Source organism: Paraburkholderia polaris, assembly GCF_012927345.1.
GTDB lineage: Bacteria > Pseudomonadota > Gammaproteobacteria > Burkholderiales > Burkholderiaceae > Paraburkholderia > Paraburkholderia polaris.
Window position 1 is genome coordinate 61,485 of sequence record NZ_JABBGJ010000002.1, and the last position, 13,873, is coordinate 75,357.

Annotated in this window: 8 protein-coding genes; 4 read left to right on the top strand and 4 right to left on the bottom strand. The window is 54.4% G+C overall.

Annotated features, from left to right (window positions below; genetic code table 11):
- Nucleotides 1-12 precede the first annotated feature (12 nt).
- A complete protein-coding gene (locus tag HHL24_RS01605) occupies nt 13-5,592 on the top strand; it encodes a hypothetical protein (protein WP_169483644.1) in 5,580 nt (1,859 codons plus the stop codon).
- Between the two features lie 26 nt (nt 5,593-5,618).
- Here HHL24_RS01605 and HHL24_RS01610 read toward each other — a convergent pair whose 3' ends face one another.
- The 4 genes from HHL24_RS01610 to HHL24_RS01625 all read right to left on the bottom strand — a co-directional run bounded on the left by HHL24_RS01610 (nt 5,619) and on the right by HHL24_RS01625 (nt 10,390).
- Nucleotides 5,619-6,647, bottom strand: a complete 1,029-nt coding sequence (locus HHL24_RS01610; RefSeq protein ID WP_169483645.1) for a MerR family transcriptional regulator — start codon at nt 6,645-6,647, stop codon at nt 5,619-5,621.
- Between the two features lie 152 nt (nt 6,648-6,799).
- A complete protein-coding gene (locus tag HHL24_RS01615) occupies nt 6,800-8,338 on the bottom strand; it encodes a Fic family protein (protein WP_169483646.1) in 1,539 nt (512 codons plus the stop codon).
- Nucleotides 8,339-8,561: 223 nt separating this feature from the next.
- On the bottom strand, nt 8,562-9,536 hold the full coding sequence (locus tag HHL24_RS01620; protein WP_169483647.1) for an IclR family transcriptional regulator: 975 nt from the start codon (nt 9,534-9,536) through the stop codon (nt 8,562-8,564).
- Complete coding sequence (locus tag HHL24_RS01625) at nt 9,533-10,390, bottom strand: IclR family transcriptional regulator (RefSeq protein WP_169483648.1); 858 nt, start codon at nt 10,388-10,390, stop codon at nt 9,533-9,535. The genes HHL24_RS01620 and HHL24_RS01625 overlap by 4 nt, the downstream gene beginning before the upstream one ends.
- 284 nt (nt 10,391-10,674) lie before the next feature.
- On the opposite strand from HHL24_RS01625, the gene HHL24_RS01630 reads away from it, so the two are divergent.
- From HHL24_RS01630 to HHL24_RS01640, 3 genes are all read left to right on the top strand, one after another.
- Nucleotides 10,675-11,634, top strand: a complete 960-nt coding sequence (locus HHL24_RS01630) for an MBL fold metallo-hydrolase (RefSeq protein ID WP_169483649.1) — start codon at nt 10,675-10,677, stop codon at nt 11,632-11,634.
- 70 nt (nt 11,635-11,704) lie between these two features.
- Complete coding sequence (locus tag HHL24_RS01635) at nt 11,705-13,414, top strand: FAD-dependent oxidoreductase (protein WP_169483650.1); 1,710 nt, start codon at nt 11,705-11,707, stop codon at nt 13,412-13,414.
- A gap of 131 nt (nt 13,415-13,545) precedes the next feature.
- Nucleotides 13,546-13,782, top strand: a complete 237-nt coding sequence (locus tag HHL24_RS01640) for a DUF2783 domain-containing protein (protein WP_169483651.1) — start codon at nt 13,546-13,548, stop codon at nt 13,780-13,782.
- Nucleotides 13,783-13,873 lie beyond the last annotated feature (91 nt).

A 13,873-nucleotide genomic window follows, 5' to 3' on the forward strand; every position in this document is an offset into this window, starting at 1 on the left:
CTTATCAAGGCTTTGGTTGATGCGAGCCAACAAATCAATGAAAATCCAATCCCCAACATTACCTTTCCTCAAACCGAAGAGGAGTACGTCAATATTAGCTATGTTAACAAGCGACTTGCTGAAATTATCGGAAAATCATTGCTTTATGATAGCCGGATAGCGGTAGATTATACGTTAAAGGAAGGGGAGATAGAAAAGGTATATTTCAGTCTTCAACAAATAGCGTTTGGGGAATATTCTAAATATAAGCACTATAAAATTACCCCCGGAAATTCTCCTCGGCACGAAACAGATAACGTAGCTATCTTTTGGCCCGAGATCATTGACAATAATGCGCGGTCTGCGGTGTTGGGTATTAGTCAGGAGATTGAGGATGTCAGAAACGTAATAGACAGAATGAAATTGCTTCGACAGGCAAAGGCAAATATCGAGAAAGAGAAATTGGTGGATATTTATACTTATGCCCAGGAATTAATTGATGAAAAAGCAAAAGAATTGGGAATTTCCGGGAAGTTGAAGATTGATAAAAAAATAAGCATAGATTTCAAGGTAAAAAGAGGGGAAATGCTCGGTCTGCCGCTTCCGAGAGGGAGGGAGTGGACGGATGAATTCACATTGGGCGAGATTATTTTTAATAAAAGAGATATAGTTGTAAATTTTGTTAAAAATAAAGATGACAATTACTCTAAATTGGTAATTTATCTGCTATCTGTTGATTTGCAGAGCCTGTATCTTGCAAAAACAGATCGATGGAGAGCTAATAAAAATATTAAGGCTGATTTTGATCTTTTGGCGCGGGCGAACATAAATCCATTATTAATGAAGGCTGGCGGCATTAGTGAAATAAAATACGCGGGGAACAAGCTGATGGGTCTGCTTCATCATATAAATGATGCTGGAGGGATCGATATTATATCTTTATTGGATCAATCGATCCGTACATTTGATTCTGAGGATTTGTACAATATTGGATTTAATCGCGATGAAAGTTTATGGGGATGGATGTTGCGGCATTCGACCGATCCCCTTGCCAAAGTTCAGAGAAAGTCGGAAAGGGTAGGTGTGATAGGGCATGTCAGGTTTCTCCGTTACGAAAAAGTTGCGGTAAAAGAATACTCTTACTACGCAGATTATATCGATCGTCTTGCTAATGAGGCCGATTTGCTGGCGACCTCTAACCTGGAAGCTTTCTTGAACAATTTGCTGGAAATTGTGAAGGTGGTGGCGCTGTTCGTCTCCATCGTCGCTAGCCCCTTGGGGATGCTGGCCAGTTTTGCTATTGGGGCGGCGTTAGGGATTGTCCCGCCGCTGTTGCAAATGGCTGTTGCTGACGATCCCGACAAAAAAGAGGCTCATTTATTTGAGGCAGCTCTGAGTTTGTTATTTGAAGCCGCAGGTGTTGGGGTCAGCATGGGTGCTAGCGCAATTATCAAGCGACTAAAAATATCTATTGCTTATCGTAACCTGTTCTCTTACCGATTGCTTATCAATGCAGGTCGCTCAATTGACGATGTCAGTACTGGAACTTCACCATTAGTAATAGGTGGCGGCTTTATCACATTGCGCGAGTCTAAATCTTCCATACTGAAATCTGCCAGAGAGTTGACTCAATCGACAGCCAAGGGAATCTGCACTGGTGTTTGCTGGGATTTCGTCACACAGGTATTGAAAAATTCAAATGTTATCGATGCTCGGGCGGCATCTGATCTGGAACAGATCGCGAGAAAACTGGCTCAAAATACGGCCGATGTTTCTATCGACGATCTCTTCAAAAGTAGAAGTGCTAGAGTAATCAACGATAGTCAGGATTTAAATTATATTCCGGAAGGTCAATTAGCTGTATTTTCAGAGGCGACAGGCGGGAGGACACAATTAAAACATGTCGCGGTGAGCGTTGGAAATGGGCGCTTTGCCGGAATGAAAAATGATTATATGGACCCTGCTTTAGGACCCGGTAAAAGTATTGTTACGGCGGAAGAGTTTGGGAAATTTGTCGATGGTAAGTTCCTGAGACGAGGGGCTAGTGCTGGCATGGTCGAGCCCGCAGTAGAGATTCGTGTCGGATATCCCCGGGGCAGTACCCTTGCAGGGACAGCAGAAGAGGGTGGTCAAAATAGGGTAATTCAACTATTAGGAAAAGACGGGAGTTTTATTTTCGACAGATATTCTGGTGAGTTATTGATCGATAGTCATGGTGCTCCGTTTAATATCAACCATCTGACTATTGATGAGCTATACCACATAATACGCGGGCTCGCCTATCATAAGGGATTCGCTCCGACTGACATAAAGCGAATTTCATTAAAATCATGTTATGGAGCCCGGGGTGGACAATACTCCAGTGCTGCGAGGCTGGCGGATAAATTCGACGCTGGATTTAAAATAAAGTCGTATAAAGGGAAAGTTAATGGGGACTATCAGAGAATGCATCCGAATGGCGATGCTGTGTTTTTGGGGGGAGGGGAGAGTAAGGTTAAAGATCAGATATACCAGATTCTGCATAATTTATCAGAGAAAATATTTGAACTGAGGCAGGCTATCCGAGAATTGCGGGGAGGAATTGATCCCGCAGCGTCGTTTTTGCAGAATATCATCCGTTTAGTCGGTGGCGGTGTGTCAATGGCAAATTTCCAGAAAAGATATCCGGAAATTTCTGCATCTGATTATTCGGGAATTTCGTTGGTATTAAGCGAGATCGGTGATGATACATCTGACGATGAGTTTATTGATGCCATTGCTAATATGATTTTTAACGTAAAAAGCGTCGGCAATGCGATATGGACTAGTGAGTTCAGTACAGTCAGCGGACGCCCGGACGACTATCGAGATGAATTAGGGTATGGCGTGACGCCAACTGCTACACCCGAGCAAGCGCCGCGTATTCTGATCGGCCCCTATGAGAGTAGCCTGTGGAACCGCGAAGTGCTATGGCGAACTGGAGAAGTATTAAAGCTGTTTGCGAGGACGGACAAGTTGTCGGCGAGGGCAGATGACATTAGAGAAATTCAATTGACTGCCAGTATAGAGAAGCAGCTCACGATAGAAAAGCAGCTCACGATATTTGCGGTGGTGAAGAGATTTGATGCCGCGGGCAAGTTGAAGTACAGCTTGTGTGCGGACGACGGAAAAAAAGTAGTTAGGCGGACGGGTTTAGACGATGCTTTTTCTGTCTATATGGATCCGAATAATAATGAATATCGGAATTCCGTCGAGAATATTTTCACAGAAGGGGAGGATATTAAATTCCAGATTGTCCACGGTCACGTGGAAAAAACGGAAAATGAGGGTGTGGTATTTACTTCTAACGCTTACGATATCCTGCCATTGCCGATTGACGTAGGAGTATTAGATAAAGACAACGTTGTAGGCGAAAACGATGCCCTTTTGGATAAATTGACTGCGTCAGAGCGGATTCAAGACAGTGCCAGGAAGGCCTTTTTGCCAGGCGACGAGCGGGATAAGCTGACGCTAATAGATGTTTTTTTCTATCTGATCAGCCAGGCGCCAGGTGATGCCGATGATATTCTGGCTTTGAGCAGAGTGGATGAATTGCCTTTGTTTATGAATCTCGTCGCGAGTAGCGCGCAAGTTGCCGCTCGGCTAAATGCAATGGTGCGGGTTGATGAGTATCCCTACAGTAGAGATGATCTTTCAATCACCGCAATTGGGTGGTTTATGTGCCGGTTATCAAGATTAATTTTGCGGAAGGACTATTGGATTGATCTTGATGAGTTTTCGGAGTTAAACACTCTGCATAATCTGGAGCGGATTTCTTATCAAATAGGCCATCTTCCGTTTTTTTCCACCAGGCCCCATCGGACTGTTGGTCGTTGGTTGGGATTATTCAATAAGTATAATGAAGGATTGGTAGGCGATTCAGATGGGGAGGCGCCTTTTAAAGAAAAGATGCTGATTGGCCCTTATAGGCGTAGCCGGTGGAATCGCGCAAAACTCTGGCAGTCTGGAGCGGTATTGAAGATATTGCCGAAGGCAAACTACGTTTCAGAAATTCAATTGTCTGCAAAGATAAAAGGTAAGCGTGTAAAATTATCGGTGAAAAAAATAAATAATGAAATTGGTAATTTAACGTACAAATTTTCGATTGAAGATAATGATGGAATTTCTGAATCAGTGGCGGTTGACGATGCTTTTTCTGTCTATGCTAATGGCCGCGACAAAAAGTACTATAGTTTTGTTGAAACTATGTTCTCGAAAGGGAGTGATGTTAGGTATCAGATAACCTCTATTTCCAACGCTGCGGAGGCGGATGAAAATCGGGTCGTTGATAGTGATATTTACGATTCATTTGTCCCCGCTGAGGGAGGCGCATTGCCAATTAATGATGCGGTTGGCAGGAATGACGGATTATTGGATAAATTAACCACTGAGGAAAATATTCTGGATAGGGCCAGGGTCGTTTTTCCCGTGTATGGTAAAGATAGTACTATTAGTTTGCTTGATGTTTTCTTCTACCTGGTTGCCCTGCAAGTTGCGATGGATTTACTTGACAGCGATCTGAATTTGCAGCAGGAAGATCAATTGTCTGTGTTTATACGAAAAGTGACAAGCGGTACAAAAATTGCCGCAACCTTAAACAATATGACGGTGGTCGATAAGGTTAATTACACGGAGGCAGATATTTCGGCCGCGGCAGTCGGGCGATTTATGCGCCGATTAGCGATATTAATTTTGGCGAAATATGGGATTGATCCCACAGGCTTTGCAAAGTCGGAACTATTGCAACGGATTGAGAAAATTGCTGACAAACTAGTTGTTAAGAGTACACCCCACGATTCACCTCGCCGGATTGTCAGTTACTGGCTGGCATTATTCAGTCAATATCACGAAGAATGGATAAAGCTCTCTACAACGACGACGGTCGTGCCGACTACGCCCAAAGCGAAGCAAGCCCCCACGCTAGGCCCGGAAGCCGTTGATTCGGTCAGGAAGGCCGTGAAATACGTCGCTCCCTCTAATGAGATTATTCTTCTGGACTATGATAAGGGGGATTTGTTTTATCAAACCCCGACGAGAATGAAAGCGACCGATGTTTCAAGAAAATTGTACAATTCGGTTGCGGAGACGGCGGATCTGGTGTTCGAAAACAGAGAGCTTTTGCCGCCCGGCGGACCAGCGGATGGTTATATTCCGGCGGAAGCTAAATTAAAGCTTCCTGGCTTATACTTGACTCGCCCGGGGGATACTCTAAGGTCAATTGCCGTGCAGCAGTTGTATTATAGGGGGCATGCCAGGCAATTGGCATATTTAAACAGAGACCTGCGTATTCTCGAGGAATGCGGGGCAATCAAGAACAAGGTGGAGTTTGCCAGGAGTGCCGTCATCGAGGACAATGTCGATATAAATAAAAAAATCCCCGCAGATACTGTAATTAAATTGCCTTTCATTTCGAAAATGGATGCGAAGGTCGATTTTAATTTATCGACTCCTGATTTTTATGGAATATTTTATGGCCCTGACTCTTATGATGGCGAAATAGAAGTGTGGAATAATATAGGCCTATATGAGGGAGGGGTGGGAGTATACGATGAAGAAGCAAAAAAAGTAGTATGGTATGTTTTGGGTCCGCGCTGATGGATTTATTTTAAAAAGCAACTGTTTCAAGGACGCCAGGCAATCGTGCCGGCCGTCCGCGCTCGAACGTCCGGCGAGGCTAAACACGTCGCGACCGCCTCATATCCGGGCGATCCCGGGTAGGGCGCGACTTGAGTCGGCGGGCTGTGATTGGCAGGGCAGAGAATCACGGACTCGTCGGGACCCATTGCGGCCAGATCGAGAATTGCTGAAGAGCGCGTCATCAGAAACAGCGGGCGGCTCCCTGCTTTGGCGCGTTGACGCAGATGAACGATCAACGCTTCCTGCGTGGCCTGATCCAGTCCTTGCTCCACCATGTCGACCACAAGCGCGCCGGGCCCTTCGGATTCCAGTCCGACGAGCAGAGCGATGAGCGCTTCCGATTCCGCAGCGCCTTCGTCGATGAGCCACGCGAGAGTCTGATCCACTCGCGATTTGAGCGTTGGATCGGCTTCGGGGCGGCTTAAGGCCACGGCATGTCCATCGTGTATCCGTTCGAGACCGAGGAATGCAGCATTCGGTAGTTTCTCAGCCAGGCATAGCGCCAGCCGTGTCTTACCGCTTCCCAAAGGACCGACGATGTAGTTCAGCGGGCGGATTTCGCGCAGTTCGAACCGTTCGCCACCCCACGGCCAAGGGAGCTCAAAAGCCGTGCTGAATTCGGACGAAGGGTTGAGCAGGCGCGTCAATTCTCCATCTGCCGGCGCCTGACCTCGGGCAAGATCAGCCCGAAGCCCTCGGACCTTGTCGATCGTATTCACGAGCCGGCGAATTTCGCCTTCGAGCGTCGCCTCGTGCGCAGCCAGAGCGGACTCCAGGCTTTGCGGGTCGCCTTCCAGCACGCGTGACACCTGGGCAACGCTGAGGCCAAGCGCGCGCAGGGCCACGATCTCCGCAGCGCGAGACATTTCGTTGGGACCGTAGGTCCGGTACCCGGCCGCGGTGCGTTCTGGCGTCACTAACCCTCGCTGTTCGTAGAGTCGCAGGGCTTTGGTTGAAACACCGAGTCGCCTGGCAGCTTCGGACGCGGTGAAAAATGCGGTGGAACAAGTCATGTGGCACCTCCTGGTTTGCTGACCACTCCCATCATGGAGTTGGCCCTTGGGGCCGAGTCAACAAGATATTCAACGCGCGGCAGCGTTTTCGCGTCGTTTTTTATGGCGTTGCACGATGAATTGCACCCGGAGCGAGGGGGCGGGGACAGAGCCTAGCGATCGTTCTCGTCCGAAAATGCTTCGGTGACAGCCTTCACGATTTGCGCACTCAACTCCGGCCGCTCGTCAAACAGCGGATAGCGCTTGCGCAAGTTGTTCGACACGCTGTTGCCGTTCTGCCGAACGCTGCGAATGATGCCGTCCAGATCGTTGTCTGGCGCCTCGAGAAATTCCTTGATGGCGCGCCGTGCTGAGTCGTTGGCATGTAGAAAGCGCGCTTCGGTGCGCATTTCATGCGTTAGCGTCATGTCGATCACGTCAGCCAGATAGATGACGTGTGCAGTCAGATCGGGATAGCGCCAGGCGGGCAACGCGTCGTCATAGGCGCGAAAGTGCAGGTTGTATTCGACACCGTCTTCCGCGATCTCGGTCTTGCCGAACGTGTACTGGTCCGCATAGTGTTTCATCAGCGGGCGCGAGAAGCGTTCGAGCACTTTGTCGTAAGCGGCACGATCGCGCGTGCTGTGGGTGATCGCGGCGGATACCGGCAAGATGATTGGCGCAGGCACCGCGCCGTCGCGACGCAGAATGTCGTTGATCAGGAAGCGCGAAATGCGGCCGTTACCGTCGGCCATAGGGTGCACATAGACGAAACCGAACGATGCCGCGGCTGCACGCACGATCGACGCCCCCCCTGCGGTACGTTCCAGGAAGCGGCTAAGCCCTGCCAGCATCGTCTCGATGTGGTTCCAATGCGGCGCGATGTAGTCGACCACCGGTTGATAGCGTGCGATGTGTCCCAAATACACCGGGGAGCGGCGGATGCCGTAGCGCAGGGCCGACTGCCCCAGGATGCCGCGTTGCAAGACGTCGAGCGTTTCAGCGTCGAAAGGATTGGCATGTTGTCCGCATTCGCTTTCCATGACCGCGGCAAAGCGGCGGATTCGATCCTCTTTGTCCTGCTCGTGTTCGATCAGAAAGCTCGCGCGGCTCTCTTTGACCGTCAGCCAGACGGCGCTGCGCAAGATCAGATCGATGCCATAGGCCGCTTCCAGTTCGGCAAGCGGTGCCGCAAGGTCGTAAGCTTCGGCGCGCTGAACCGCGTCGACACGTCGAATCACCGGGCAAAAATCCCGATTACCCGGCAGGTTGTCGCGCACACGCCAACGCGCGTTGTTCACCGGCGTGCCGACGATGAAGTCCTCGGGATTCAATGCATCGACATAGTTTCCCCGGGAGACGCCCGGCGCGTTTAACGGCTCCGGCATCAACCACTCATAAAAGAAGCAGGCGCGGCGGGCATACGCGCCTGTGGGTTCGCGGGCGATCCATGCCTCCAGTTCGTGGCGCACCGGTTGCTGCGCATAGAGCCGGGCGAGGAATTCCAGGTGAATGCCCTCGTGCCGGAAGGCGAAAGTCAGGTTGTCGGTCAGGCTGGCGGCCGGACGATAGCGTTCGGGGTAAACCTCGCGGCGGATGTCACCGTCGGTGGACGTAGAGCGAATCCGGCCGATTTCACTTTGAACGGCGAACGGGTGGACCGGTACGACGCGGTACGTGTTGGATAGCCATTGATAACCGATCTGCGGCATGAGTTTCGATCCGGAGTGGCGGGGACGCTCGCGAGGACACGTTGTTTCGCTCAGTTTTGCGTAGTTTCGATTACTCGGCTCGCAAAACGATTACAAAACGCGTGTTTTCTGGAAAAACGATTATACGGCGTCTGCGCTTCATTTCGATTACTGGGCGCGTAAAACGATTACAAAGTGCCGGTTTCATGGAAAAACGATTACATTCCCTCGTTGAGGCAGATTTTCAGGCCCCGTCTGCTACCGCCATCCATCCAAACCGCCGCGACAACCTCAGGGTGGCGGCGCGCAACGTCTGCGCTGGGTCGCCCGCGAGCTCGCTGTCGAAGCTGCCGCTCGGCCCCATCAGCGCGAGCACCAGACAGATGCTGCCGGTATGGTCCAGCACCGGCGCGGCCAGGGTGTTGATGCCCGGCACTGGCCGGCTCAATGCGGTATCGATGCCATCTGCACGGATTTGCGCGAGACGTTGTCCGTAAGCCTGGTTGATCTGCGGTAGCGACGGCGCGGCATCTTTGCGACCTGCGGTCGTCGTGGGACCGTCAGCTGCTTTTTCCATCGACGAGGAGCACGACGCGGGAGCTTTCCCCGCCGCAGCCGTAGCCCCCGCAAAAATCTCCCTCGCCTCAGCTCCCGCCAGCCGCAAATGATCCTGCGCCAACAGACCATTGCGCACGTCATCGGCGACATACGCGGCAAACACCCGCCCGATCGCCGTATTCACCAGCGACATCACCGTGCCGACCCGCAAGCTCACATGCAGCGGCCGCGCAGACTCTTCCAGACGCACGACGGTCGGCCCGAGCGGCCCGAGTACCGCCATCGCGACACTCATTCCCGTCGACGCCGCCAGTTCGACCACTTCCGGCTCAGCCTCCCGCGTCGGCGACAAACGCTGCAAGCCGATCAACCCAAGCTCCAGCGCTAAAGGCCCGGCTTCGAAACAGCCAGCAGCATCGCGGTTCAGCAAACCGATCTTAAGCAGACTCACCAGATGCGGAAACGCTTTGGCCGGCGGCATGCCCGCAGCCGCGGCAAGGTCGCGCAAGCTCAATGGCCGCGCGGCCGCAACCAATGCGCCAAGTAACTCGCCCGTGCTATCGAGCGACTGGATCCCGCGCTGCGGCTTTGCATCGGCAGAAGCGGTGGAAGCGGCAGCAGCGCCGGAGCCGGCATGAGAGGTGTCGAGAGAGTCGGTCACGATGCGGAAGAGGCTAACAAGGAAGGTGCTGCCGCAAGTTCGGCGCTGATGTCATGAGTGGCGGAAAGCAGCGCGCGAGCGAGGGGGCCATCAGCGGTGACGTCGATCGCGCCCGTTGAGCCGATCACGGTCAGTGCGAGGCACAAGCGGCCGCTCGCATCGAGCACCGGCGCGCTCAAACTGCTGATGCCTGGACTCGGCGCATCGACGCTGCATTCCAACCTGCGTGCGCGGATTGCATCTAAAACCGCTTCGAAAGCAGTGCGTTCGGCGGGCGGCGTCATCGCGTTGCTCGCAGCGCCCGACTGGTTCGCCCACATCCCCTCCAGCGCCCCGCGTGGCAGATAAGCGCAAAACACACGACCTGTCGACGTTGCCGGCAGCGACATCACCGTGCCCACGTGCAGATTCACATGCAACGGAAAGCCCGCATGTTCATAGCGGACGATGGTCGGCCCTTGCGGCCCGGCAATACAGATCGCGACGCTGAACCCGATCGCCTCGGCTAAAGCCGCCACGCGCGGCACGGCTGCGCGAAACGCCGGCTGGTTCTCCAGATGCATCAATCCAAGCCGCAACGACAGCGGCCCGGGTTCATAGCGGCCCGACAGCTCGTCACGTTTGATCAGACCTAAGCGGCTCAAACTGACCAGATAAGCATGGGCTTGCCCCGGCGCGATCTGCGCGGCGGTGGCGAGATCGGACAAAGCGAGCGGACTGCGTGCCTGCGCGAGCGCCAGCAATACGCGGCCGCCCACTTCGACGCTCTGAATCCCGCGCTGCGTCTTGCCGCCATCTGCCGTCTCGTTGCCACCCGCGCCTTTGCCGGTGGCCGATTTCGCTGCTTTGCTCACACCCGCGCTCGTCCGTAAAAAGGGTCCATGTTAGCCGATGCCCTGCGCGAAAGCCCGCGCCTTCCTGTCCTCATCTTAGTCGCTCGGAGATTTGCGTATAGCGATACATTTAGCTATTGACAAATAAACTGGCCCGGCCATAAGATGCATTCACCCCGACATACCGGTGCAGTCACAGAGTCAAAACGGGGCGAGACAAGCTCCAATACCGCCAGCCCGCGCATCTGAATCTGAACGCGCAGTCTGCCGTCTCGCCTCACGTCCAACTTTTGAGGGAGACAAGCATGGCAAAGGCATTCGCATCCCAGGCAGACCTGGAAGTCAAGAAAGTCACGTGGACCAAGCTGTCCGAGAACGCCTACGCGTACACCGCTGAGGGCGATCCGAACTCGGGCGTGATCATCGGCGACGACGGCGTGCTGATCGTCGACACCACCGCCACGCCGGCCATGGCGCAAGACCTCATCGCAAAGATCCGCAGCGTCACCGACAAACCGATCAAATACGTCGTGCTGTCGCACTACCACGCCGTGCGCGTGCTTGGCGCGTCGGCGTATTTCGAAGAAGGCGCGCAAGAGGTGATCGCGAGCCGCGGCACGTACGAGATGATCGTCGAGCGCGGCGAAGCAGATATGAAGTCAGAAATCGAACGCTTCCCGCGCTTGTTCGCCGGTGTCGAAACGGTGCCGGGGCTGACGTGGCCGACGCTCGTGTTCGAAAAAGAAATGACGCTGTTCCTCGGCAAGCTCGAAGTGCGTATCGCGCATCTGGGCGCGGGTCACACGAAGGGCGATACGGTGGTGTGGCTGCCGTCGCAGAAGGTGCTGTTCTCCGGCGATCTGGTCGAATACGACGCAGCCTGCTATTGCGGCGATGCTCAACTCGAACAATGGCCGGCTACTTTGGAAGCGCTGCGCGCGCTGAAGGCCGAGAAACTGGTGCCGGGCCGAGGTCCTGCCTTGACCACGCCGGAAGACGTCAACAAGGGCCTCGATTACACGAAAGACTTCGTCACGACGTTGCTGCAGCAAGGCCGCGAAGCCGTCGAACAGAAGCTCGATCTGAAGGCCGCGATGGCGCACACGCGCAAGGCGATGGACCCGAAGTTCGGCCACGTGTTCATCTACGAGCACTGCCTGCCGTTCGACGTCTCACGTGCCTTCGACGAAGCGAGCGGCATCACGCATCCGCGTATCTGGACCGCGCAGCGCGATAAGGACATGTGGGACGCGCTGCAAGCCTGATCGTAATCCTGATCACCGCATAGAAATGCCGGAAAGCGTCACGCAGAGCAGAGAAGGACGGAGACACAAGATGAGCATCAACTATCAGACGCTGTCGTTCGAGTATCAACCGTGCCGTGAACAAAGCGGGCAAGGTGATGCGGATCAGACGGTCTATCCCGTGATTGTGGTCGGCGGGGGGCCAGTAGGCCTCGCGACCGCAATCGATATCGCGCAGCAGGGCGTGCCGGTCGTCCTGGTCGACGACGACTGTTCGTTGTCCACCGGTTCGCGGGCGATCTGCTTCTCGAAGCGTTCACTTGATATCTTCGACCGGCTCGGCTGCGGGCAGCGCATGGTGGACAAGGGCATCAGCTGGAATGTCGGCAAGGTGTTCCTGAAAGATGAACTGGTTTACACGTTCAATCTGCAACCGGAAGCGGGCCACAACCGGCCCGCGTTCATCAACCTGCAGCAGTACTACGTCGAAGGCTTTCTGCTCGAACGCGCGCAGGAGTTGCCGAATCTCGAGATCCGCTGGAAGAGCAAAGTGGTCGGCGCGCAGCAGAACGGCACGGCTGGCACTCCTCAAGCCAGTGTGACGCTGACGATCGATACGCCCAACGGTCAGTACCCGTTATGCGGCCGCTATGTGGTGGCCGCCGACGGCTCGCGCAGTCCGATGCGTAATCTGTTGGGACTCGACAGCAAAGGTGTCACATTCAAAGACCGCTTCCTGATTGCCGACGTGAAAATGGAAGCGGAGTTTCCGACCGAGCGTTGGTTCTGGTTCGATCCGCCGTTCCATCCGAATCAATCGGTGCTGTTGCATCGTCAGCCGGATAACGTGTGGCGGATCGATTTCCAGTTGGGCTGGGATGCCGATCCGGTACTGGAAAAAACGCCGGAACGGGTGATCCCACGCGTGCGTGCGTTGCTCGGACCGGATGCGAAGTTTGAGCTGGAATGGGTCAGCGTCTATACGTTTTCGTGTTTGCGCATGGACCGTTTCAGGCACGGCAACGTGTTATTCGCGGGCGATTCCGCGCATGGCGTGTCGCCGTTCGGCGCGCGCGGCGCGAATAGCGGCGTGCAGGACGCGGAAAACCTCGCATGGAAACTGGCGATGGTGCTCGAAGGCAAAGCCTCCGACGCGTTGCTCGACACGTATGCGAGCGAGCGCGAATTCGCCGCCGACGAAAACATCCGCAACTCCACGCGCTCAACCGATTTCATCACACCGAAGAGCCCGGTTAGCCGCGTGTTTCGCGACGCTGTGCTGAAGCTCGCGCGGCATCACCCGTTCGCGCGACAGTTGACCAATAGCGGCCGCCTGTCAGTGCCGGCGGTGTTGCGTGATTCCCCGCTGAATACATCGGACAGCGACAGCTTCGACGGTCTGATGGTTGCGGGCGCGTCGTGCGTCGATGCGCCGGTTCATGCAGCGGGGCAACCGGCATGGCTGTTACAGCAACTCGGCCAGCAATTCACGGGCGTGTTGTTCTGCGGTTCGCAAGCTATCGATCAGGCGACGCAAGCTGCGCTGGATGCATTGTGCAGCGGGCCGATTCCGCTGAAGTTCGTCGTGGTGACGAGCGGCGATGCGCAGGTCGCGGCGGCTTCGGGTGCAAAGGTCGTGCACGACATCGACGGTCTTGCAGCCGCGCGTTACGACGCCAAACCCGGCACGTTCTATTTGATCCGCCCGGACCAGCATGTCTGCGCGCGCCGGCGGCAACTCGACGTGAGCTTTGTGGAAGGTGCGTTGAAGCGAGCGTTGTGCGTGGAAGGCACGGCCTGAAGGCGGGGCAAACGCAGCGAAGGCGGCGCAGACCGAAAACGCGGCGAACGCGGTAGGTGCGCAATATGCGGCGCACGCAACCTCGCCGACACACACAGCACATCGGCCCAAGAAAATAGCAGGAGACAGTCATGGCATTGAACACGCAACCCAATCTCGCCCGCCCCGACGATTTCTACGAGGCGCTGATCGACATGCATCGCGATCTGGACGATGCGCAGAGTCATTCGGCCAATGCGCAACTGATCCTGTTGCTCGCCAACCATATCGGCGATCACGCGACGCTGCTCGAAGCGATGCGGCACGCACGCGAAGGCGTGACCGACGCTTCGGTGCAAGGCGCACATGCGCATCCGCTGGCCGCCTGAACAAACAGGACAAGCGCGGATACGAACAGCACGAACAGCACAAGTGGTAACAATGAATCGCTGTACGCGCGTGGCCATTCGAGCCACGCGC